The sequence below is a fragment of the Alkalihalobacillus pseudalcaliphilus genome, from assembly GCF_028610675.1.
In the GTDB taxonomy this organism is placed as follows: Bacteria; Bacillota; Bacilli; order Bacillales; family Bacillaceae_D; genus Alkalihalobacillus; species Alkalihalobacillus pseudalcaliphilus.
This window is the reverse complement of the sequence record NZ_JAQQWS010000002.1, coordinates 88551-113238: the sequence shown is the minus strand read 5'-3', so window position 1 is coordinate 113238 and position 24688 is coordinate 88551. Positions and strand designations below refer to the sequence as shown.

The 24688-nt window shown below is 38.0% G+C and carries 21 protein-coding genes; 14 read left to right on the top strand and 7 right to left on the bottom strand.

What is annotated here, in order from left to right; translation table 11 throughout:
- Nucleotides 1-85 precede the first annotated feature (85 nt).
- Nucleotides 86-214, bottom strand: a complete 129-nt coding sequence (locus tag PQ479_RS07215; RefSeq protein WP_273716883.1) for a hypothetical protein — start codon at nt 212-214, stop codon at nt 86-88.
- Between the two features lie 444 nt (nt 215-658).
- Here PQ479_RS07215 and PQ479_RS07210 point away from each other — a divergent pair, with 444 nt between their 5' ends.
- The 8 genes from PQ479_RS07210 to PQ479_RS07175 all read left to right on the top strand — a co-directional run bounded on the left by PQ479_RS07210 (nt 659) and on the right by PQ479_RS07175 (nt 9901).
- The gene (locus tag PQ479_RS07210; protein WP_047986867.1) at nt 659-1105 is read left to right on the top strand and encodes a MarR family winged helix-turn-helix transcriptional regulator; all 447 of its coding nucleotides are present in this window, start codon (nt 659-661) and stop codon (nt 1103-1105) included.
- A 181-nt stretch (nt 1106-1286) separates the two neighbouring features.
- Nucleotides 1287-1895 carry a flavin reductase family protein gene (locus PQ479_RS07205; protein ID WP_047986868.1) on the top strand — a complete coding sequence of 203 codons (609 nt, stop codon included), beginning with the start codon at nt 1287-1289 and terminating at the stop codon, nt 1893-1895.
- Nucleotides 1896-2070: 175 nt separating this feature from the next.
- Complete coding sequence (locus tag PQ479_RS07200; RefSeq protein WP_047986869.1) at nt 2071-3018, top strand: ComEC/Rec2 family competence protein; 948 nt, start codon at nt 2071-2073, stop codon at nt 3016-3018.
- Between the two features lie 714 nt (nt 3019-3732).
- Nucleotides 3733-4380 carry a heme uptake protein IsdC gene (gene isdC, locus PQ479_RS07195; RefSeq protein ID WP_053070265.1) on the top strand — a complete coding sequence of 216 codons (648 nt, stop codon included), beginning with the start codon at nt 3733-3735 and terminating at the stop codon, nt 4378-4380.
- A gap of 12 nt (nt 4381-4392) precedes the next feature.
- A complete protein-coding gene (locus PQ479_RS07190) occupies nt 4393-7104 on the top strand; it encodes an NEAT domain-containing protein (RefSeq protein WP_047986871.1) in 2712 nt (903 codons plus the stop codon).
- A gap of 75 nt (nt 7105-7179) precedes the next feature.
- Nucleotides 7180-8064 carry a heme ABC transporter substrate-binding protein IsdE gene (isdE, locus tag PQ479_RS07185; RefSeq protein WP_047986872.1) on the top strand — a complete coding sequence of 295 codons (885 nt, stop codon included), beginning with the start codon at nt 7180-7182 and terminating at the stop codon, nt 8062-8064.
- A gap of 90 nt (nt 8065-8154) precedes the next feature.
- Nucleotides 8155-9126, top strand: coding sequence for a FecCD family ABC transporter permease (locus PQ479_RS07180; protein WP_047986873.1), 972 nt, complete (start codon nt 8155-8157; stop codon nt 9124-9126).
- 7 nt (nt 9127-9133) lie between these two features.
- Nucleotides 9134-9901: an ABC transporter ATP-binding protein gene (locus PQ479_RS07175; RefSeq protein WP_047986874.1), complete on the top strand. Its 768-nt coding sequence runs from the start codon at nt 9134-9136 to the stop codon at nt 9899-9901.
- On the opposite strand, the gene PQ479_RS07170 is transcribed toward PQ479_RS07175, so the two are convergent.
- Nucleotides 9875-10159 carry a hypothetical protein gene (locus tag PQ479_RS07170; RefSeq protein WP_273716881.1) on the bottom strand — a complete coding sequence of 95 codons (285 nt, stop codon included), beginning with the start codon at nt 10157-10159 and terminating at the stop codon, nt 9875-9877. The two genes, PQ479_RS07175 and PQ479_RS07170, sit on opposite strands and share 27 nt — an antisense overlap.
- A gap of 323 nt (nt 10160-10482) precedes the next feature.
- On the opposite strand from PQ479_RS07170, the gene srtB reads away from it, so the two are divergent.
- Nucleotides 10483-11244 (top strand): class B sortase, encoded by a 762-nt coding sequence (gene srtB / locus PQ479_RS07165; RefSeq protein ID WP_047986876.1) that lies wholly within the window; start codon nt 10483-10485, stop codon nt 11242-11244.
- A gap of 618 nt (nt 11245-11862) precedes the next feature.
- On the opposite strand, the gene isdG is transcribed toward srtB, so the two are convergent.
- The 4 genes from isdG to PQ479_RS07145 are packed head-to-tail and all read right to left on the bottom strand — an operon-like array spanning nt 11863 to nt 14985.
- Nucleotides 11863-12207, bottom strand: coding sequence for a heme oxygenase (gene isdG / locus PQ479_RS07160; protein WP_047986877.1), 345 nt, complete (start codon nt 12205-12207; stop codon nt 11863-11865).
- Nucleotides 12208-12239: 32 nt separating this feature from the next.
- Nucleotides 12240-13043 carry an ABC transporter ATP-binding protein gene (locus PQ479_RS07155; protein ID WP_047986878.1) on the bottom strand — a complete coding sequence of 268 codons (804 nt, stop codon included), beginning with the start codon at nt 13041-13043 and terminating at the stop codon, nt 12240-12242.
- Complete coding sequence (locus PQ479_RS07150; protein WP_047986879.1) at nt 13040-14032, bottom strand: FecCD family ABC transporter permease; 993 nt, start codon at nt 14030-14032, stop codon at nt 13040-13042. Before PQ479_RS07150 ends, PQ479_RS07155 begins: the two co-directional genes overlap by 4 nt.
- Nucleotides 14029-14985: an ABC transporter substrate-binding protein gene (locus PQ479_RS07145; protein ID WP_047987059.1), complete on the bottom strand. Its 957-nt coding sequence runs from the start codon at nt 14983-14985 to the stop codon at nt 14029-14031. The genes PQ479_RS07150 and PQ479_RS07145 overlap by 4 nt, the downstream gene beginning before the upstream one ends.
- 229 nt (nt 14986-15214) lie before the next feature.
- On the opposite strand from PQ479_RS07145, the gene PQ479_RS07140 reads away from it, so the two are divergent.
- From PQ479_RS07140 to PQ479_RS07120, 5 genes are all read left to right on the top strand, one after another.
- Complete coding sequence (locus PQ479_RS07140; protein WP_047986880.1) at nt 15215-16078, top strand: AraC family transcriptional regulator; 864 nt, start codon at nt 15215-15217, stop codon at nt 16076-16078.
- A 63-nt stretch (nt 16079-16141) separates the two neighbouring features.
- Nucleotides 16142-16474 (top strand): chaperone CsaA, encoded by a 333-nt coding sequence (gene csaA / locus PQ479_RS07135; RefSeq protein ID WP_047986881.1) that lies wholly within the window; start codon nt 16142-16144, stop codon nt 16472-16474.
- 366 nt (nt 16475-16840) lie between these two features.
- Nucleotides 16841-18211, top strand: coding sequence for a dipeptidase (locus PQ479_RS07130; RefSeq protein WP_047987060.1), 1371 nt, complete (start codon nt 16841-16843; stop codon nt 18209-18211).
- Between the two features lie 174 nt (nt 18212-18385).
- Complete coding sequence (locus tag PQ479_RS07125) at nt 18386-19048, top strand: response regulator (protein ID WP_047986882.1); 663 nt, start codon at nt 18386-18388, stop codon at nt 19046-19048.
- Nucleotides 19049-19078: 30 nt separating this feature from the next.
- Nucleotides 19079-24106: an AAA family ATPase gene (locus PQ479_RS07120; RefSeq protein WP_047986883.1), complete on the top strand. Its 5028-nt coding sequence runs from the start codon at nt 19079-19081 to the stop codon at nt 24104-24106.
- 92 nt (nt 24107-24198) lie between these two features.
- Here PQ479_RS07120 and PQ479_RS07115 read toward each other — a convergent pair whose 3' ends face one another.
- Nucleotides 24199-24348: an anti-repressor SinI family protein gene (locus PQ479_RS07115; RefSeq protein ID WP_083991128.1), complete on the bottom strand. Its 150-nt coding sequence runs from the start codon at nt 24346-24348 to the stop codon at nt 24199-24201.
- Nucleotides 24349-24688: the final 340 nt, after the last annotated feature.

Genomic DNA, 24688 nt, shown 5'->3' with positions numbered 1-24688 from the left:
CCACTGATTAATCCTCTAAGAGAACATAATCAGTGGCCTATTCATTAGAGTGGGGAAATACGTAAGTGTAGATCCGCACCTTCTATTAACCTGGAAAATATTCTAGACCTAGAACATGATGGGCAAATAAAAATGCAACGACTAAAAGAATGATGCCAAAAAGTAAGCCAAACATCGCTTCACTAATGTCCAAGTTTTTCTTCGCTTTAGCCACCACTATTCCTCCTTTCATCTACATATTAGGTAGACATAGAGAGGAATTGAGAACTTTGCCATTTGATTGTCATTATTTTAAACAATTCAATAACTTTGGAATCCTCAGGGTCTGACCGATTAGGGAGGAGGTGTTCCAAACTACTCTGACTATTTTTTTGAAAGAGGGCGGGCTTTTTGACCTTCGAATGGTCTGTGAATTCCACAGTAGCTTTTTGACTGAAGACTTCTAAATGTCCCCAGGCAAGTAGTGCATCATGATTAGTTATATCAACACATTCTGTTGTACTAAAAAAAAGAAAAACCAACGATAAAATCGAATTTAACATAAGCTTCTCCTAATTGTATAATAAAGTATGTATATAATTGACAAATGGAAATATTAAACATATAATTATCTTGAATTCAAGACAATAGAAATAGTGCTAAATGAAAGGTGAAGCAAATGGATGGAATAAAAAAAGAAAATCTCTCACTCAAGTTATTTATTGTCTTGCTCCGTGCCAGCCGAGCGATTGCCGATTGTAACGAGAGGAAAATAAAAACATTTGGTGTTAATAAAACTGAATTTGCTGTATTGGAATTATTATACCATAAGGGTGAACAACCAATACAAAAAATTGGAAAAAAAGTTCTGCTATCCAGTGGATCGATTACATATGTCGTAGACAAACTCGAACAAAAAGGTTACTTGCAAAGGAAGTATTCTGCAAAAGATCGCCGTGTTATTTATGCCGTCATTACTGATGTGGGTAAGGCTTTTATTGAAGAGATATTTCCAGAGAACGAAGAGGCCATTGAAGAATTATTATCGGTGCTAACAGAGAAAGAAAAAGAATCACTTATCAAAAAGTTAAAGATAGTAGGTCACCATGCTGAAAAGCAAGCATAAAAATAATTTTTTTTACTTATCATTTTGAATTTAACATCATTTAGTGGAAATTTTTATGATTCATCAAAAAAATGTAAGTTCTCATCATGAGGCTTATTTTGGTAGCTTAGAAAATAACCAACTACGATTAAAGGGTTGAAGTTGGTTGAAGACTATCATTTAAATCCGTGGAGGTGAGGGAGTGCAATCTATTGATCCTAGCACGCTAACAGAAAAAGAAAAATATAAATTTTTAATAGGGAGTGTCATTCCCAGGCCTATTGCTTTTATAACAACATTAGCAGAAGATGGGACACTGAATGCAGCACCTTTCAGTTATTTTAATATTGTCTCAGCTGAGCCTGCCCGATTATCTGTAGCAATTAATCGAAAAAAAGGGCAGACGAAAGATACAGCCGCGCATATTTTATCAAAAAAAGAGTTTGTTATCCATATCGTCGATTCGACTAATGTGGAAAAGGTCAATTTGACTGCTGAAGCATTACCGCGTAATCAGAGTGAGGTAGAGAAGGTAGGTTTAGCCGCCATACCCAGTGTTAAAATTTCAGTACCCGCTTTATTAGAAGCAAAGGTTCGTTTTGAATGTGTTCTTGAGCACCATCTCCCTTTAGAGGGTGAAACAGGCGAGATAGGTACGGATCTCATCATTGGCAAGGTGGTTCATTTCCACATACAAGATGACTTATATGAGAATGGTCGAATTGATCGGGTTAAATTAGACGCAGTCGGTCGTTTAGCAGGTAATGACTATACACATGTAAATAATCAATTTACATTAAAAAGACCATAGAATAAAACGTGACATATGAAACCTCTGAAACCATTTCAGAGGTTTTTTGCATATAAAAACTAAATTAATCAAACAATATATAGATAAAATCGAAACGGTATATAATTCGATAGCCATATAGATGCTTTTGACATGAGCACTAGCTTTAACCTTCATATAAAGGAGAGAAAATAGCATGGAGAATGTCACCAGAACACACCTCATAAAGTTGTTTATCTTTATAGCCATTCTCATAACGGGCTTTTACATTTCAACACAAGATCAATCAAAAGTCTTTGTGTTAGAGGCAGATGCCTCTATGGATCAACCAATTTCCTTCTTCCGATCACAAGAAGACCAAGAAGCTTTAACAATCCGATATTTTAATCTAAATGATAAAGAGAAATCAGGAGATTCTATTTTGATAAAAAGTCCCGAAGGGAAAACATTATTAATTGATGCAGGCAATGTCAAAATGGGCGAGCAACTCAATGAACTATTAGAACAACTCCGTGTAGAAACACTAGACTACGCGATTGCAACGCATCCACATCATGATCATATCGGCGGCTTTTTTTCGGTAATAGGTACCATACCGATCAGCCAATTTCTGATGCCGGATATTCCTGTTGTATCGAAACTAAATCAAGCTTTTCATCAATTGCTAGCCAAAAGGCAAATCCATATTGATTACCTTCAAAAGGGAGACAGCTTTAAGTTAGGCAAGGAGGTAGTCATTGAAGTTTTAAATCCTAGTGAAATCCCAGAAAAACAAAGATGGACAACGAAACAAATTAATCAACTGGCACTGGTTCTAAAAATAACGTATCAAAATACAACGTTTTTACTGGCAAGCGACATTTATAAACAAACCGAGTCTAAACTAATTGAAGAGTTTGGTGAACAATTACATGTAGATCTGTTACATATTCCTCACCATGGTCACAAAACTTCCTCTTCGTCCGCTTTTTTAAATACAGTTAATCCTGAGTATGCGATTATTAGTTCAAATACATCTAAATGGAAGAAAGTATATAAGCGGCTGGTTGATAAAGGAATCAACACATTAGTAACAGAAAAAAACGGCCATATCTATATCCAATCAAACGGTCAGCAAATAAATATCAGTCCAGAAATAAAATAATACTATCATGAAAGATTTTTAAATTTTGACCGTTGACATTTGTCGAAGTTCTACTAACTTTTATAAAAAACCAAATAGCAAAGCCCTAATCTCTCCACCATCAACAAAGGTAAAAGTAGGGTTTTGCCCTTTGACTGGCGGCTTTTCATTCACTTTATTGTTTATATTTTAAGGATGTTATTTTTACTTGAGAATAAGCAGTACCGAGCGGATCATGATTTCGGTAGCGGAAAATAGTGCTCCGCATATGAGCATCAGCACTAACTTTCATACAAAACCCACAAGGCTAAGCCCCATTTACTTCGCCACCAACAAAGATGAAAGTAGTGGCGACTGTTCAAACTGTTGGCACGTTTACAACTCGATCACCATCAGGAGTCGGCCTGAACAAACAGGGAGCACTGTCCTACTAAGGTCATTTATCGCGAGATGGATGACGAGCTAACTTCACGGCACAAACTATCGCACATAAGTAACCTTCATACGAAATGTTTCTTACAATAAATCAATATTCTAATTGACAATGATTATCATTAAAAGTAATATGTAAGAGGAAATGATTTCATATAAGGAGGGAGTAGGGCTGTGACGAGGTCACTTCTTTTTTTAGAGTTCAATTGAGAATGATAATCAACTTCAAAGCTGACTAGCTTTCTTTTTTTAAACCTCAATTGAGAATAATAATCAATATTAATTAAGGGGGAGAGAATACGTATGAAAAGTAAAATGAGTTTCGTAGGACTTTTATGTTTAGTCATCGCTTTTATGGTCTTACCATTACATGTTGGAGCAGCGATAGATTTGGTGGATGGAGAATATACAATCTCTTACACTGTGTTGCACTCGGATAATGACTCAGCTTCCATTGCCAATGATTATTGGGATAAACCAGCAAAGTTATTCGTCTCAAATGGGCAAGGTACTATACAAATGACGATCAACAAAAGTGCTTGGGTGACTGAATTCAAAGTTAATAATCAAGATGTAAAAGTAATCTCACAAAATGAATCAGCAGATAAAAGAACCGTTGAGTTTCCTGTTACCACGATATCTAATCCAATCACTGCTGATATTCATGTGGTGGTAAAAGATATTCAATACGATCATGGTTATAAAGTTAGATTTTCATTTGATCAATCAAGCTTACATCAAGTAAAGGAAACACCATCAAACAACCACCAATCAGGTGAAGAAGAAAGCACTGCGGCAAATAGTTCAAATGGAAGTGAGGCTTCTAGCGGTCGCGAAAGTCAAGTTGCGAATCCGCAAACAGGGGATACAGCACAATTAACGATCCTTGTATTACTCGTAGCAGTTACAGGTTTTGTCTTAATGCGAAATTTTAAACTAAAGATGAGATAGGGGGAAGCGTCCATGTATGTATATAAGAAAAAAGCGATTTTAATGCTCTTTGCATTTCTACTTATTTTCTCACAAACTTTTCCTTTAACCGCTATACAAGTCCAGGCGGAAGAAGGATTAAAGGATGGAGAATACTCGATTAACTTTTCTGTATTAAAAGAAAACACTGACGAATCATCCGTCATGGATGGTTATACAGAAAAACCGGCTACATTATGGGTCGAGGAAGGTGAAAAGACTGTTCATCTTACTTTGAAGAACAGTGATTGGATAAAAAGTTTCCAAACGATGCAAGGGGAACTTTTCATTGATGCCGATGTGATTTCCGTAGATGAAGAAAATGATAAACGAGTAGTCGCATTTCCAATAGAGGATTTTGATACACGTGTAGTTGGCTCGACGCGAGTTACGATCCCTATGTTAAATTACGACAATAGCTATACGGTTCATATAAAATTTGATGCTGAAAGTTTAAAAGCAATAAACGTAGTAGAAGAAGAAGAGCCAGTAGAAGAGGAGGATACTAGTCCTGAAGAAGAAGAGCAGGAGGTACCAGGTTCAGATGAAGAAGGAAACGAATCTAAGCCAGTTCTGCTAGAAACAGGTACATACCAAGTCACGTTTTCTACCTTACATGCTACTGAAGAGCGAGATTCTTCGATGAGTAGCTATTTACTTAGTCCAGCTAAACTGATTGTAGAAGAAGATCGGGCCTATGTACAAATAGAGGTTAAGGATGAGAGGGGCAGCATCAAAGGCATAAGGCTTGCTCATAATGGATCATTAAAAGCAGGTCAATTAATGGAGATTCCAAGTAACGGAAATCCAGTGCAGCAATTTAGCGTTAATTTAGTGGAAGAACCGATGGCAGCCGAAGTCGATATGGAAGTTGGAACCTACAAAAACACACAAAAATTTAGAGTGCAATTTGATTTTAATCACGCTCATAAAATAAATGATGAAGAAACACCAGAAGAAAATGAAGATGATACAGAACCAGAACAACCAGAACAACCAGAACAACCAGAACAACCAACACCAGAAGAACCAGAGGTACCAGGTGAAAATCTATTTTCAGACATTGAAAATGGTACGTATCAATTGAATTTTAACGCTTTACATGCAACCGATGACAATCGTGAATCTTCAATGGCTGGCTATCTAGGCAATCCTGCACGTTTAGAAATAACCGATGAGGGTGTACAGCTATTTCTAACAGTCCAAGAGCGACCTGGTCAACAACTGACAGATATAAGAGTTGATTATTTGGGAGAATTTGTGAGTGGAAACGTTGAAAGTGAAGATAGTGAACAATTATCGCGAGTTCTATCATTTGATTGGCCGACATCTCAAACAGTAGTAAACGCAGAAGTAGATATGGTCGTTCCAGCTGCTAATTATCAAAACACACAAAAATTCAGATTGGCACTTGATATGGATACATTAGTAGATATTCAAGATTCGAAAGAGCCAGGTGAAGGTGATACGGATCCAGCAGAGCCAGAACAACCAAACCCAGAGCAACCGGCTCCAGAAGAACCAGAGCAACCGACACCGAATCCAGAAGATGGTGCGGGTGATGTCGAACTAGAAGATGGCATGTATCAAATTGGTTTCCAAGTATTAAAAAATGGGACAGATGAGATTTCTGTTATGGATAGTTATACGGTGAAACCAGCAAAGCTTACTGTAGAGAACAGCAAGAAGTATATTGAAATGACTCTTACAAATAGCGAGTGGATTACGGTTTTCCAAACAGAGCAAAACGGGTCATTACTTGATAGTGAAGTTGTTCATACGGATGAAGCAAAAAATGAACGTACGGTCCGTTTCCCGATTAATCAATTACAGGAGCGTTTACAGGCTTATACATCTGTTTTTGTACCAGCTATTCAATATAGCAGTAGCTATGAAGTACAGATTCTATTTGATATGACGAGTTTAGTAGATGCTGAAGGTAATCCGGTAGTTCCACCTGAACCAGCACCGAATCCAGGTGGTGGGCAGCAGCCAAGTCCAAACCCAGGACCGACTCCACAACCAACTCCAAATCCTGAGAATAATGATGAGGATGAGCTAGGTGAAGGGGAACTTGCGAACGGGGTCTACCATATTAATTTCAATATTTTTAAAGAAGGTAGCGAAGAAATCTCTGTAATGGATGAGTATACGGTAAAACCTGCTAAACTTCTAGTTGATAATGAACAGATGAATATTCAATTAACAGTCAAAAATAGTAACTGGATTCGTGTTTTTCAAACAGAACAAAATGGTCAGCTAGTCGATGCAGAAGTTATATCTGAAAATGAGCAAGCTCTTACGAGAGTTGTTCAATTCCAGGTTGAGGACTTAAACGAAAGCTTAGCGGCATATACAGAAGTCTTTTTTGAAGAACCATTCTTATATGACGGTAAGTACAATGTACAGATTGCTTTTGATGCTAATAGTGTTGACCTAATAGAGGGACCAGGTGGTACTCCTCCTGGTAATTCGGGTGGGAATCAACAAGAAAACAATGAAGATGATGAGAATGAAGAAGGCTTACAGTATGAGCGTGATGATGAAGACTTAGAAAAAACGCCTACTCAAACAGGTAGCGGGGATCAAACTGAAAACGCTAAAACAAATGATACGACAAGCATTTTAATGATTGGATTATTTATTAGTGCTCTAATAGCTTCTGCTTTCATGTTAATTAGGAAGTATCGTCTAGGTACCTTGTAAAATGTATGTCTTGGCCCTTCTATTAAGGGCCGAGACAGTCTTATTTTCAGATGTATGTGGTTCGGAGGGAAACGGATGAAATTAATAGGGAAACATATAGCCTGTTTATGTTTTTTGTTCTTCCTTATCTCCTGTTCGTCAGCCAGTGAGGATGTATCAGAGGGTACAGTGGAGAAAGAACTGAATAATGAAGAAAGAATTATCGCAACGACGGTAGCAGCGGCGGAAATCTTTGCAGAACTCAACATCGATCTAGTTGGTGTACCAACAACTTATAAGGGATTACCAGAGCGATATGATGGGATCAAGGAAATAGGGAATCCGATGAGTCCTGATATGGAGCTGATCAAATCGTTATCTCCTACACATGTTTATTCGGTTACGACCTTACAAAGTGATTTAGAAGAAATATTTGAACGGACGAATATTCCTGCTAGCTTTTTGAACTTTCAAAGCTTAGAGGATATGCTTTTGGAAATTGAAGTGATCGGCTCTATGCATAACCGGAGCAAAGAGGCAGAGGAGCTCATTAAATCTTTGGAACAGCAGTTAAGTCAATCCGAGCAAAAAGTAGAAGGCAAGCAGTCGCCGAAGGTTTTAATTTTATTAGGTGTACCAGGTAGTTATTTAGTAGCTACAGAACATTCTTATATTGGTGATCTAGTGAAAAGAGCGGGTGGTACTAATATTGTACAGGGAGAAACGGTTGAATATTTGGCTTCTAATACTGAATACCTTCAACAAGCAAACCCTGATGTGATTTTACGTGCAGCACATGGAATGCCTGAAGAAGTGATAGAGATGTTCGACCACAAATTTGCAACAGATGATATTTGGAAACACTTTGATGCGGTTAAAAATGACCGTGTTTATGATTTGGAGGAGGAGCTCTTTCCGACAACTGGTAATTTAGCTGTTGGTCGGGCAATGGATGTATTAGTGGATTTCCTCTATCGCTGAGTGCACGAGTTTCTTTGGAATAAATGAAGTAGCAGAGCATCCTATAAAATAATGAAAGAATATTTACCTCTTAAGGTAGAAGGTGAATCAATGAATAAAAAGATTGTTAGTTTTGTAGTGGTGGGTATCTTATTAGTAAGTGTACTTATCTATTCTAGTTTATCTGGTAGTATTCAAGTTAGTTTTCGAGAATTATTGATAGGCTTAACCCAAGGTGGTCATGATGAAGTGGCGGTAATTCGTGATTTAAGATTGCCACGGATTATTACAGCCATGATGGCAGGGGCAGCACTTGCTGTTTCTGGAGCTTTACTGCAAGCAGTTATGCGCAATCCACTAGCAGACGCAGGAATTATTGGTATTTCTTCTGGGGCTGGCTTTTTTTCCGTTTTTGTCGTTAGCTTTTTCCCGACGCTTTACTTCTGGTCACCCATATTTGCATTTATTGGAGGGGCAATTGCCTGTTTTCTCGTATACAGCTTGTCTTGGAAGTCTGGCTTAAATCCGGTTAAGTTAATTTTAATTGGTGTGGCTATTAATGCTGTGTTTAGTGGGTTAAGTGATACGTTTAATTACCGCGGTAGCTATACGGTGACAAGTATTAGCCCCACAACGACATCAACATTAGCGATGAAAAGCTGGACGGATGTAGAGATTATTCTTTGGTTTGGTGGCATTGGATTATTAGCTGCTTTTTGTGTCGGTTATTTGTGCAATTTATTAGTTCTTCAAGACAAAACGGCAAAAGGCTTAGGAATATCCGTGTTGCGTTCACGTCTTATCATTTCAGCGATTGCTGTTATGCTTGCAGCTGTATCAACGGCGGTAGCTGGACTCATTGCCTTTATTGGTTTATTAGTTCCTCATATGGCTCGCCAACTTGTAGGGACCGATTATAAGATTTTGCTACCTTTTACAGCCTTAGCAGGTGCGTTATTATTACTTTTAGCCGACACCTTGGGGAGAATGATTATTGCCCCGAATGAAATACCAGCCTCCATCATTATGGCGATTATCGGAGGACCATTCTTGATTATTTTATTGCGGAGAAAGGAGCTTTAATAACGAGATGTTAATTAAGGATATATCTTTTTCTTATACAAAAAAGGAGAAGCAACTTCAAAATATACAAACAGAAATACCTCTTGGTAAAATAACGACAATCATCGGTCCAAATGGTTCGGGTAAATCGACTTTTATTCAACTAATAGCAAGGTTGTATTTCTCCACAGAAGGGGAAATTGTGTTGGATGGCAAAAGACTTGAGGCGTATTCTGCTCGTGAATTTGCTAAAAGTCTTGCGGTCGTTCATCAGCATAATATAGTTCCTGATGATATGACGGTAGAAAAACTCGTTCGGTATGGACGAATTCCACATCAACATTTTCTAAAGAAAGACCGTAAAGATGATGAGAGGGCTGTTGAATGGGCATTAGAAAAAACACAACTATTGAAAAAGAAGTATCGTGCCGTCAGCCAATTAAGCGGCGGGGAGCGACAGCGCGTTTGGATCGCGATGGCACTAGCCCAGCAAACACCAATCTTGTTATTAGATGAACCGACAACCTACTTAGATATGTATCATCAGCTTGAAATTTTAGATTTAGTTAAAAGGTTAAATAGGGAAGAAGGTATGACGATAGTGATGGTCTTGCATGACCTGAATCAAGCAATACGTTATAGCGATCACCTTCTCGTCTTGAAGGATGGACAAAAGCTATTAGAAGGCTCTCCAGAGGATGTAATTAATGAAGCTGTAATCCATAAAATATACGGCATACGAGCCAAAGTGAAAGTAGAGGACAATGACCTATACGTCGTTCCACTCGGCATCTAAAACGAGCAAACGGAGAATCACGGGGTTGTTAGCAGAAAAAGGAGGAGGAAGCCCGAGCAAACGAGGAATCACGGGGTTGCGGCACGGAAAAGAAGGAGGAAGCCTGAGGAAACGAGGAATCACGGGGTTGCCGCACGGAAAAGAAAGAGGAAGCCCGAGCAAACGAGGAATCACGGGGTTGCGGCACAAAAAAGAAGGAGAAAGCCCGAGTAAATCTAAATATATAATTATAACAAGCGAGGTTATAGGTTCAAACACCACACAAACCCATGGCGAAGCCCGATTCACTTCGCCACCAACAAAGAGGAAAGTTGAATATTGTCTTTAGTATTTTGGCTCTTCATTTACTTTGTTTTTTGTTATTACTTTTTTATGATGTTATTTGTACTTGAGAATCAGCAGTACCTAGCGGGCGATTCATGCTGAGACTCCCGTGGGACATAGTGGCAGAGCTGAGATCCGCTGGCTGCGTCGATTAGCTCAGCGCCACGTGATTTTCTCGGAGCATGATTTTCGGTAGCGGCAAGTAGAGCTCGGCATATGAGTTTCAGCTTTAACTTTCATACAAAAAGGACGATCTTATGAAGACTCAACAAATAAAAAAGAAAAGAGGAAGTAGAATAATTACGATTATCTGCCTCCTCATTTTTATCTATTCTGCTTACAGACTAATCGAAATTGGCTATGACTATTATCGGAATCATCAAGTATTAACAGATATTCAAGAAGTATATTCCCCAATAGAACGACAAGAACAATCAGAAGAAAACCAACAACAGCGGAGCTCATTTAATCCCTTGTTAGATATCAATGAAGACATAGTTGCATGGATAACCGTCGAGGGAACAAAGATCGATTATCCCATTCTACAATCAACAGACAATGATTATTATTTAAATCGGAATTATTTACATCAAGAGACGCGGGCAGGTTCCATTTTTATGGACTTCCGAAATGACATTACTTTAGAAGAAGAACATACTATTGTGTATGGACATCGAATGAAGGATGGCTCGATGTTTGCCGGTTTAAATCAATATTTAGAGCCGGAATTTTATCAAGAGCATCCTTCATTTTCCTTTGACACCCTTTATCAAAGCTACGAGGTTGAGATATTTGCCGCCTATGTCACAACAACAGATTTCTATTATATTGAAACGGACTTTCAAGAAGAACAACAATTTGACGTGCTGTTACAAGAAATGAAAAAGCGCTCAGCAATCACTACAGATGTTGAGGTAGGCAGTAAAGATAGAATCATCACACTATCGACTTGCGATTATCAGCTAGATCGAGAGCTAGGAAGACTAGTCGTTCACGGTAAATTAACCTCAAGAAATTAACGTTCAAACATAAAATAAAAACGGAGTCCGATGTGGAAAGTGGAAGAGTTAATAGCGTCCACCAATGCCGAGTAAATGAAAATACGCAGCAAAGAAGCGGAAAAATCAGCCGTCAATGCGGAGCAAAACAAAAAATATAGCAATGAAACCGGAAGAAAGCTCGTCAATTTGATTTCAAAACAATCACGTAGTTACAACGGCACAACCCACCACCCTAAGAAACTTTCATCCAAAACGCCTATGACAAAGCCTGTACACTTCGCCGCCAACAAACATAAAAGTAAGGGTTTGCTTTTTGACCGGCGGCATTTCATTTAATTTGGTTTTTGTTTTTTTAGAATGTAGTTAGTCAGTTTTGAACTTGAGAATTAGCAGTACCCAAGCGGGCGAGTTATGCGGAGACTCCCTCGGTACGTAGTGGCAGGCTGAGATCCAGCGGCGTAGCCGATTAGCTCAGCGCCCGCCGGAGGGTGCGTGCCCCCCATTCCCGCAGCGATCTTCGAAGAAGAGCACATGAGCTTGAGTACACTTCCATACAAAACAAGCCTGTAACCATTTACATAAAGTAAACAGTTACAGGCTTGCTTCTATTACAACCTAGATGGTTAGTTATATCACTTATTGTGCAACTTCAAGAGTATCAGAGTCACCAGCTTTTAAAGGATTTCTCACAACCTTAACATCATAGAAACCAATGTTATTTTCAAGAATGTACTCAGGGATTTCTCTTTTCGTATGAGATTTTTTGAAGGCTTCACTCTTCGTCCAATTCTTAAAATCATCACGAGAGTTCCAGCGTGTTACGACAGTCACCTCATCGTAATCGCGTGTGTTCTGCGTAAATAACACCTCTAAACCAAGGAACCCCTCCATAAATTCAACTTGACCAACTTTGTTAAAACGTTCAATTAACTTTTCACCATTTCCTTTAGTAATCTTTGATTTGTTTGTAACAATAACCATTTTAACTCCTCCTTCAGTTTTATATAGTGACTTCATATTTCTAATCTTGTTTTATGAAACTGGCCTTTAACAGGGATAATGAGTGGCAAACCATCATCAAATAAAATTTTGACATCAATGTTATATATATCCTTGATAAAAGCACTTGTTAATAAATCAACAGGGTTGCCTGCAGCACGAATAGAACCATTTTTGACCGTAATCACGTAGTCACAATAGGTGGCAGCTTGCTGTAATTCATGTAAAACCATAACAATCGTCATGGAAAATTTCCGCTGAATTTGTTCCAGTAACTCCATGAGTTCAATTTGATGAGTGACATCTAAAAAGGTAGTTGGTTCATCAAGTAAAAGAATATCTGTTTTTTGTGCTAGTGCTAAGGCGATACGTACCTTTTGTTGCTCACCTCCAGATAAAGTATGAAAAAGCCTGTCTGCATGCTTTTGTGTATTCGTTATTTCCATCGCCCATTGGATGATTTCTTGGTCATGCCCGAGTGAAGTCTTTTCAAAGAAACGTTTATATGGTGAGCGACCATAAGCGATTAATTCCTGTACAGTCAGGTTAGGAAAGGATTGCTTGCTCTGAGGGAGCATAGCTACAGTTCGGGCAAATTCCTTCCTTTTATAATCATGGATGTCTTTTTCCTTGATGCTAATAGAACCCGTATTCGTTCCAACGAGCTGTGTGAGAGCTTTTAGTAGGGTTGATTTACCAGAACCATTTGGACCGATAATGGCGGTCATCTTCCCTTTAGGAATGTCGATAGTGGCATCATTCAGGTGAAAGGTTCCTAGCTGGACATTCAGATTTTTTGTTGCAATTTCGACCGTCATGAATGAAGCCCCTTTCTCTTCAATAAATAAAGGAAAAATGGTGCACCTAAAACAGCAAGTAAAATACCAACAGGTAATTCGATGGGGTCAAATAAAGTCCGTGCAGCTGTATCAGCTAAAACAACCAAAATCGCACCGTATACAGCAGATAGCGGTAATAAGAAGCGATAGTCTTCACCGATGAAAATCCTGATAGCATGCGGTACAACAAGACCGACAAAACCAATTAATCCGGCAACACTAACAGCCGTTCCTGCAAGAAGGGCAGCTAATACGATTAATAGAAATCGTTGTAACTCTACTTTTTGTCCTAATAGTTTGGCAGAATCATCGCCAAGAAGTAGTAGGTTAGCAGGTCGAATGGCTAAAAGTGATAAAAGCAAACCGATTATGGCATAGGGAAGCATAAAGTCGAGATGAAACCAGCTTCGCCCATTAAGCCCTCCTGCGAGCCAAGGTATGACCGATTGAACCCGGTCACTAAAAATCACCATTAAACCGTTTTGAACGGCTCCAATAAGAGCATTAATAGCAACTCCAGCAAGGATAATTTTTAGTGGTGACGCTCCTTTATCCCAAGCAAGTAAATAAATAACTAATGCCGTAACAACGGCTCCTATAAAAGCGGTGATAGGGAGTAGATAGCTTAGTTGAGGAAGCATTAACATCGTAATACTTGCCATCATGCCTCCGCCCGCTGTAACCCCAATAATGCCCGGGTCTGCGAGTGGGTTTCTCATCACACCTTGTAAAATTGCCCCTGAAACCGCTAAGCAAGCACCAACAAGTAAACCAATTAAAACTCTTGGAATCCTTAAGTCTACTAGTATCGTTCGATAAATAGAGTCGTCGTTATGGAAGATGATATTCATTAAATCTAGGAATGGTATCGAGACAGACCCAACCGACATTCCAAGTAATGAGACAATGATAAGAATTGGTAGTGCTGATAATATCAAGAGCGTTCTTCGTTTATTTCGTCTATTCATTGAGCCGAATGTCCCGACGTTTCTGCAAATAATTGGGCTAAGATTTCAAGTGCTTCTGTAACCCGTGTACCAGGATTAGAACCAAATAAATCAGATGGTAAAACTTCGATTCGACCTTGCTTGACGGCCTCTAAGTTATTCCAAGTAGCATTTTGTTCCATTTCCTTTAGAAAGCCTTTTTTAACCTCTTCAGAATTACCGTGACTCATAAGTAATATGTATTCAGGATTAGCTTCAATGACTCTTTCTGTATTTAATTGAGCGTATTGTGGATAAGCCTCTAATTGTTCAAAGTCACTGGCGATATTTTCACCGCCCGCTACTTCTAACAAATGTCCACTTAATGAGTTTGGTAAAGCTGCCATGTACGTACCAGGTGCACCGTAAACGAGGAGGACTCGTGTTTTATGTTCAGGTTGATTCGCTTGAATTTGCTTGATCTGTTCATCCATCGTTGCTAAAAGTTCTGCCGCTTTATCCTCCTTTTGCAGCATTTCTCCAAATAACTGGATTTGATTTTGAATATCCTCAATCGATTGTGCTTGAGTTAACACAAATTCAGCACCCAAACCTTCAATGGTTCCAATATCTTTAAGGTTCATTTGTGCATGGCCTAAAACAACGTCAGGCTGAGCTAAAGTTAATTGCTCTAAGTCAATTTCATGTGTCGATCCGATTTGCGTCACATCGTTTGTAGCCTCAACGTGACTAACTCCATTCGGTCTACCTACTAGCTCACCACCAAGTGCATAAATAATGTCCATTTCACCATTACTGAGTGCTGCGATTCTTTCTGGTGCATGTTCAAGCTCAATCGTTCTGTCGGCAAAGTCTGTAATCGAGTACGTGTCATTTGCTGATGTTGTTGATTCCTTTTGGGGTGAAGAAGTGTCGGAACAACCGAAAAGCAAAAGGGTAGTCAGTATAAAAATGAGTGTGAATGATTTGCTCATCATAAGTACGCTTCCTTTTTAAAAGTAGTTATCGAGATTCTAAATGATAATGAATATCACTATCAATTTAGTTAAATGATAATGAATATCATTCTTACTGTCAAGAAGAATATATTCATTTTTGACGAATTTATGAAAATTAATTTATTTAAGGCTAGCAGGTGAAAGCAAGTATTATCATGAATGTAGACAATAGGAGCTCTACAATGGAGCAGAAGGAGAGGATTGGATGGAAGCACTAAGCCATTTAGCTAAAAGCATTGATTATATCGAAGCTCATTTAGCGGATAAGGTAGATATGGAGGAAGTAGCGGCGATAGCCCATTTCTCAAAGTTTCATTATCAGCGTATGTTCTATATGCTTATAGGCGTAACACCTACAGAGTATATAAGGCGTAGACGGCTAACCTTAGCGGTAAAAGATCTATTAGAAGCTGACAAGAAAGTAATCGATGTTGCTTTTAAATATGGCTATGACTCACCTGAAGCTTTCGCAAGAGCTTTTCGTAGGCTACATGGGATTTCTCCAAGTCAGGTGAGAAAGAATGAAAGGATGCTAATTGCTTATCCGAAAATCACCTTCCAACTTCAAATAAAAGGAGCGGTTGAAATGGATTATCGTATTGTTGAAAAAGAGTCATATGATATTGTTGGCAAGAGAATGAGGTTAACAACCAAAAATGGTGAGAATTTTAAAAAAATACCTTTGTTTTGGAATGAATTTAATTCTGATGGTTCTTGTGAAGTTTTAGAACAAGTTATGACCGACTTTGGTTACTTAGGTGTTTGTTTAAATTTCGATGAGGAACAAAATGAATTTGACTATATGATTGCCGTCGAATTAAAGCGGGGTGCAGAGGTACCAATTGGGTATGAGAGGGTAACGATACCAGCTGTAACTTGGGCCATCTTTGAAGCAGTAGGGCCAGTTAGTGAGGTTGTTTCTGAGGTGACAAATCGGATATTCCGAGAGTGGCTACCAGCAACAGGTTATCAGTTAGCTAACGCCCCAGAATTAGAAGTTTACCCACCTGGTGATGTAACGAAAAAAGACTACTGCACACAAATTTGGATGCCGATTCAAAAAGGATAAATCGCATAAGGCTTGTATGAGACTCTCTTTTATCGGTAAAATGGTTAAAAAAGGAGGGATATGATGGCAACGATCGATGATTTCTTGGAGCTAGACATTCGGATTGGAACCATTGAAGAAGCAGAGTTTTTTGCAGAGGCAAGAGTCCCAGCAATAAAATTGACCATTAATTTTGGTGAAGAGCTAGGGATGAAGGCATCAAGTGCTCAAATTACAAAACGTTATCAAGCAGAAGAGTTAATTGGTAAACAGATCGTGGCTGTTGTCAATTTTCCATCACGAAGAATTGCTGGTTTTAAATCGGAAGTATTAGTATTAGGCGCAGTACCTAGTGAAGGTGATGTTATTCTCTTACAAGCAGATCAACCTCTTAAAAATGGTACGAAAATTTCGTGAATATCATGTATACTTAAAGTAGCTTCTGAATGCCATTTAGGAGCTACTATTTTGCATGTTCACTTCGCCACAAATAAACATGAAAGTATGATTTAGCTTTTAATTGGTGGCTTTTCATTCAGCTTGATTCTTGTTTTGGTTCATTTTAATGAATGATGTAAAACTGTATTTGAACTTGTGAATTTAGATTAACCCAGCGGACGAAAATATGCGGAGACTCTCGCGGGGCGTAGTGGCGGGCTGAAATCCACTGGTTGTGCCAGTTAGTTCAGCGTCACCCCGCAGGACGCGGAGCATCATTTTCGGTAGCGAGGAGCAATGCTCCATGTTCGCTCTAACTTTCATATAAAGAAAGGAACGATCATTATGACAAATCGTTTACAGGAATACTTGACTGAGCACCGTGCAGGACACTTAGAACAGCTAAGTGAGTTCCTTAAGATACCATCTATTAGTGCATTATCAGAGCACAAGGGTGATATGAGGAAATCAGCCGAATGGTTAGTTGCATCCCTTCAAGAAATAGGAATGGAAAATGTCACGATCATGGAAACCGGAGGACATCCTGTTGTCTATGGCGACTGGCTTCATGCAGCAGATAAGCCAACCGTTCTTATCTATGGCCATTATGATGTTCAACCTGTTGACCCATTAGAACTTTGGGAGTCACCACCTTTTGAACCAACCATTCGTGATGAAAAGATATATGCAAGAGGAGCAACCGATGACAAAGGACAAACCTTCATGCATATTAAAGCAGTTGAAGCTTTACTTAAAGTTCATAATGAACTACCCGTCAATATCAAATTCCTTATTGAAGGCGAAGAGGAAATTGGGAGTGTGCATTTAGACCAATTCGTCGATGAAAATAAAGAGCTATTACGTGCTGATGTACTTGTTATATCAGATACACCTTTATTAGCTAAAGGCAAACCAGCTATTTGTACAGGTTTGAGAGGCCTAGCTTCTTTACAAATTTCAGTCAAAGGGGCAAAAGGAGATCTCCATTCAGGCTTATATGGAGGAGGAGTTCCGAACTCTATCCATGCACTCGTTCAAATTTTAGATTCAATGCGTGATCAAGATGGACGCATTCAAGTAGAAGGATTTTATGATAAGGTAGAGGAATTAACAGAGCAAGAAAGAGCTGCTTTTAAAGCGTTAAATGATGATGAAGAAGCACTCAAAAAGGAATTAGAATTACCAGAGCTTTTTGGTGAAAAGGGTTATTCCTTGTTAGAGAGAACGTGGGTACGTCCGACCCTAGAGGTTAATGGCATCTACGGGGGCTTCCAGGGTGAAGGGGTAAAAACCGTTATACCTGCTGAGGCCCATGCTAAAATAACTTGTCGTCTCGTCCCCGAACAGGACCCTGAAGAAGTAACGGCACTCTTAGAAAAGCATATTGAAAACCATACTCCACCTGGTGTTACCGTAACAACGAAACGATATGATACAGGTAAGCCATTTGCCGCACCGGTTGATCATAAAGTCTTCCAATTGGCTGCCAAGGCGTATGAAGAAGTTTACCAGGCTCCTGTTGCCTTTTCGAGAATGGGCGGGTCCATCCCTGTTGTAGAAACCTTTGCTCACGTATTAAGAATACCAATCGTACTGATGGGCTTTGGCTTACCATCTGAGAATTTCCATGCACCGAATGAACATTTTCATCTCGAAAATTTTGATAAAGGCTTACTAACTCTAACAAATTATTATCAAAAATTAGGTAGAGAGTAGGAGTGAAGCAATTGAAAGTGGACGAACCTCATCGTCTGCTTTTTTAGTACAGATATGCTGATACAAATTGATTAGTATTCCAATATATAGTACATTTAATTTACTAATATTTGAAATTAATTAGGCATATTCAAAGTGTATCGAACGGTGATTTATAATTGGAGGGTATAAAGAATGATAACCATTATGATTGTTGATGACCAGACTTTAATGAGGGAAGGCCTTAAGACAATTATCGAGTTAGAAGACGATATGAAAGTTGTCGCAACAGCAGAAAATGGAGAGGAAGCTATCAGTAAAGCAGTTCGAATTAAGCCAGATATTATACTTATGGACATTCAGATGCCAGTTATGAATGGTATAGATAGTCTTATCGAGATTAAAGCGAAATTACCTCATATAAAAATTCTGATTCTTACGACATTTGCTCAAGAGGATTATATCATCTCAGGTTTAATTCACGGTTCTGATGGCTTTTTATTAAAGGATATGAATTATGACCAATTAATCAAGTCAATGAGAGATGCTTATGAGGGACAAGTGATTTTACCTAATCAAATTGCCCAAAAGCTTGCAAAAAGAATAAAGAGTGCAGATTCTATTACTCACTCAAGACCATTTAATGAAAAAGAATTACAAGCTAAAGGAATCTATTTTTCCAAAAGAGAAATGGAAGTGGTTCATTTGTTAATGACGGGTTGTAGCAATAAAAAAATAGCGGAAACCTTATTTATTAGTGAAGGTACAGTAAAGAATTATATTAGTGAAATATACAAAAAAATAGATATTAATGACCGTGTCCAAGCGATTGTCTATTTAAATCAATTTACTTCATAATTCATTCTTATAAGTGAGTGAGGTATACACATGATTGAGGGTTATCATTATATAGAGACGATTGATAATGAAACGAACTTTATATTATATCGAGCTGTGGAGGCATTGACGAACGAACCTGTACTCATTTTAATGGGCAGAACCTATCAAACTCCTAAATCTCATTTAGAAGAGTTAGAGAAAGTCGCAGCAATTAGTTCAGAGATGACAGAAGCGACGCACACTTTCAAGCTAAGGTATGAGAATGCTCCAAGAAAGAAACCATACCTTGTAGCACAAGATATGGGTGCTATTCAGCTAAAAACGCTCATGGAGCAAAAAAGACTTTATGAGTTAAATGATCTTCTAATCATTAAACAATTTGCAAGCATTCTAGCACAGGTTCATCAACAAGATTATATTCATCGTAGTGTTATCCCGACTTCGTTTATGATCACGCCAAAGAAATGTAAGCTAATCGGTGTTCAATATATTGATGCTTTAAAAATACAAACAAATGCGTTAGCCAATGTACATATTGAAAAAAGGTTCGCCCCGTATATGTCACCAGAACAGACAGGGAGAATTGGAAAGTTTATAGATACAAGAAGTGATTTTTATTCATTAGGAATTTTGTTATATCAATGGGCAACAGGTGAATTACCTTTTCGAGCAAATGATGAAGTTCAATGGCTTCATGCCCATATAAGTGAAACGCCAACACCACCGCATTTAGTTGATCAAAATGTCTCTCTCAGGCTTTCCATGATCATTATGAAGCTACTAGACAAAAATCCAGAGCAACGTTATCAAAGTGCATATGGACTTATAAAAGACTGTGAGAGGTTGATGGAACTTACAGATAGTTCTAAGGATGACCAACTAACATTAGGCGACTGTGATAAGTCGACGACCTTGGAGTTTTCTTCAACACTGATTGGTAGAGAAAAAGAGATCGACAAGCTTCGAACTATCTATTCAAACACGGTCAATGAGGCTAAAGTGGTGCTCATAGAAGGAGAGGCTGGAGTCGGAAAAACAAGCATTGTACAGCATGTTTTCAAGGGCGTGCAAAAAGATACCTACTTTATTCAAGCGTCGTTTGAAAAGAGAAAAGGACATCAAGCATACCACGGTTTTATCAATGGATTTTCTCAACTCATTGATCAAATCATTGCCCAAGGAAATGCGGAAGTAATGAAATGGAGAACCATTTTTAAAAATGGTCTAGGTGATTCTTTATCTGTTTTTTATCGAATATTTCCCGATATTTTATTAATACTGGATGAGGATTCAGTAGATAGTGAGCCCATTAACATGGAAGCCCATTCATTTAAACAGGCAATTAGGAGGTTTCTTCAGTGTTTCTGCGAGCAAGGCAAAACAATCATTTTCTTCTTTGATAATATGCAATGGTTTGATGAAGCGTCCTTGTCGTTATTTGAAGAAGATAAATTGACGGTACATGTTGAAAAAGTCTTGTTTATATTGGCTTTCCAACTCAATGAAAAAAGTCAACTAGATAGAAATGATAAGGCTCGTCAAATGCTCTTAAAAAATGTATCCATTGATTTAGTGCTGACGCTACAGCCATTAAATAGGCAGCAATTATTACTTTGGCTAAACAGCACGTTTACCTTATCAAAAGACATGGAGGATGAGACGTTAACAACATTATTTGAACGAACAGCTGGCAATCCCTATCGTCTTCAACAGGAATTAATAAGTTTATATGAGAAAAAACAATTCACTTTTAATCATATTGAAGGTTATTGGTCCTTTTCACAACTGCCTATTATTGAAGAGAGACAGGAAACAAATATTGAAGCACTTCCAAGTATTATAGAGCATATGTCAGAAATAGAAGTGGAATTATGGGAGTACTGTCTATGCCTTGGTGAGCCATTTCATTTTGAGCTTTTACAACAGATTTCGAATTATTCAGCTACTATCATTGAGTCATGCTTCACTCATTGGCAAAGATTAGAACTTGTGAAACGTATAGAATCCTTAAATATAGAAGAATTAGTCCTAACATTTATAAATGACCAAGTTTGGACGTATTTGTATGCAAATATCGACAAGCAAAACAGAATGGAAAAGCATTATAAAATTGCAGAAGCCATGCTAGCTCAATTATCAGAATTAGCACAAATTCCTTCCACCATTGTTGACCATTATAATAAATGCACGGAGCTTCCATTATCAAAAGAGAAGGGCTTAGAAATTGCCCAATATAATTTAATGGCAGCAGACAATTATGCAGCGGTTGAAGCCCATCACTCAGCGTGTGTGTATTATGAGCATGGATTAAAATGGGTACAAGACGACCCGTCCCTTGAGTTCATTCTCAATATAGGGAAGGCACGGTGTTTATACGCTCTGGCCAATAATGAAGAAGCACAAGCGTTAACGACCGAACTATATCAAAGTGCTACAACCGTAAAGGAAAAGGTCGAGGTGCTGCGTGTAGAAATAAAAATGACGAACCATTTAGCAGAGCCAGAAAAAGTCATTCAATTATGCCTCGATGGACTAGCACTTCTTGGATATGCATTTCCGAAAAGGCTAATCAAGTTCCATATATTATATGAATTGCTGAATGTCCATGTAAGAATGAATCGAGTTCTTCAGTATCAACCCCTTAAACAAGAGGGTTATAGTGAACAGGAGAAAATGGTTTTTTCACTGTTAGAAGCTATGGGTATAGCGGTCTATGGGTATAAAAAAGATCTCTATGCTCTGCATGTATTACGTCTTGTCAAGCTTCAATATCCAACTTTTTCAGAAGGGAACTCGAGTCTCATTTTATCTCAATATGCGATGGTATTAAGCGAAGGAGTTCACCATTATAAGAAAGCCTACCACGTTTCAAAGTGGGCTACAGAAAAAATCGGTCAGAATTCAGACTCGTTTACAAAAGGTGTTACCCGCTTTATCTTTTCGGGCTTTATTCAGCATTGGCAGGAACCGTTAGTCAATAAACTGACTGACCTAGAAATTGCTTATGAAACCAATAAAAAATCGGGTAATTTAGTCGTAGCTGGAGGCTGTTTGATTATGTCGTTTAATGCCTATTTAATGCTGGGTCATCCGTTGACCTCATTACTGAAACACGTTGAAGACTATCGAATTAAAGCACAAACTCTACGATTAGAGGAATTCAACTACTATTTTCAGCTAGTAGAAAAAGTGATGGAAGCCTTAAAGAATTGGCAAGAAACAGTAGAGTTGAATCAAGAAATAGAGGCGTTATACAAATGGATCAAAACACATTTTCAATCACGAGAAACAACACTTTCCTTCTTTTCATTGCTTATGAGCTTTTATTGGACGATGTTAGGAAGATATGAAAAATGCTTAGAAGAGGTGGAAGATAGTAAGTATCTATTTGAAGGGCGGAATAGTGTGTTAGGTGCATCTCAGGTAGATTATTGGGTCTATCACAGCCTCTCTATTTGTATGGCCGGTAAAAGCGATAAGGCTCATCGGAAAATAGTCTCAAGCTATTTAAAGCGAGTTACTAAATGGAAAAAAGTGAATAAGGATAATTTTGAAAGCCGATATGACATCATTGAAGGCTGCTATTATGCGATTAAAAAGTCATTTGAGCATGCGAGAAACTCGTTACAAAAAGCCTTAAAACTATCGACAACACAAGGGTTATTTCACCATCAAGCAATCATCCGTCAACTGCTCAATTACCTTTATATTGAGCAGAATAAACCGGTATGGGCTCAGATGTATATTCAACAAGCCAACGAGTCCTTTCAAAAATGGGGAGCAGAGACGATTGTGGAACAAAACCGCCAATTGTATCAACTCAATCAAACAAATCAAGTGAAAAGTTTTCCTGTTGAGGGAATAGACAGCTTAAGTTTAATGAAAGCGGCTCAAGTTCTTTCGAAGGAAATGGTTTTAGAAAAAGTACTTCAGCAACTCATGAACATTGCTCTTCAAAATGCAGGAGCTAACTCTGGGCTTTTTATCCTTCATCATAACGATCAATTATTAGTGGAGGTGAAAGGCTATTTACAGCAAGGGGATATTCAAATTGAGGAGATGGATTCTGTTTCAATCCAAGCGTATGAGCAAGCACCTGCGACGGTAATTGATTATGTGATTAAGTTGAAAAAGGCCCTATTATTTGAAGATTTAATGAAAGATTTTAGATTCAGCAACGATCCTTATATGCCAATGTATAAGCCAAAATCCGTTTTAGTAGTACCCGTCATTCATCATCATCAATTATTTGGTGTCTTATATTTAGAGAATAACCTTTTTACTCATGCCTTTACGAAACAAGACTTACTATTCTTAGAGCTATTAATGACTCAAGCTGCTATAGCTATAGAGAATGCAAGGTTATATAAAGAGATGCAAGTATTAAATGAGTCACTTGAAGAGAAAGTAAAAAAAAGAACCTACTATTTAGAAAGAACGCAACAGCAAATGGCAGAAACGATGGCGAAAAAGTCGGTACTGGAGGAAAGAAACCGCATTGCCCGAGATATCCATGATGTGGTAGGGCACACTCTCACCACAGCGATTGTACAAGCTGAAGCAAGCAGAAGATTGTTTGAAAAAAATGGGGAATTATCGATGGAGAAATTAGAACTTACACAAGGTCTAATACGAAAAGGGTTGAATGAAATTAGACACTCCGTCCATTTACTTAATCAGTTTGATTCGATAGATGACGTGCAGCTGACCGAGGTGGTTAAGTTGGTTATATCTGAGGTAGAGGTAAATACAGGGGTTATCGTTGATTTACATCTAAATATGAAGACGGAGATCAAGCAAAACGAACTGAATCAAGTGGTTTATTATGTTTTAAAAGAAGCTTTCACAAATGGTATTAAACACGGTAATAGCTCTAATTTTTCTATACATCTAACCGAGGAAGAGGATTGTGTAAAGTTAGTCATCCAAGATAATGGGAAGGGTGTAAACAAGCTTGAATATGGATTTGGTTTACATTCAATGAAAAAGAGAATCGAGCAAATAGGAGGAAACTTGCAAATAACCTCATCGAAAAAAAGTGGAACAACACTTATTATTGAAACCCCTTATAAATAGTAAGATGGGCATATCTTGAGCATGAGCGGTATTGTACCGATCATGCTCATTCATATAGGGGAATCCTCACTTTAATCGTTTTATGTAAGTGATCAGCTGATATTCGATATATTGAAGCTATCTTCAGTTGGTCGCTTTTTCGAATTATTTATATAATCTCTAACCTCTTCTAATGTTAAACCTAACCGTTTTGCTTCAGATATTAAAGAAAGCCATTCAACATCTAGTCCCTCTTTCCTCATCTCGGAATCCCCCTCTAAAAATAGTCATTCACTCTAATTAAGACTGGTAAACATATTTTAAATCATATTGTTACTATTAATTTTAACTATTTTGAAAATAATGGATAGTTACTACGGTCATAAAATTAGTCACAGGTTTTTTTTATTAAGTCATTTGTTGAATTTAGAACTAGTTTAAAATAACTATTTTTATTTATGCCAATAAATTGATAAGTATGACTGAATCGATAAAAATCTACATGAATAAACAGAATATATTATTTTTCTCTAGATATTTTTAGGTTAATTTATGAGTAATAAGTCCTTTTTAGTAAGGTTGAAATTTGTAAGTTTGTAGGAA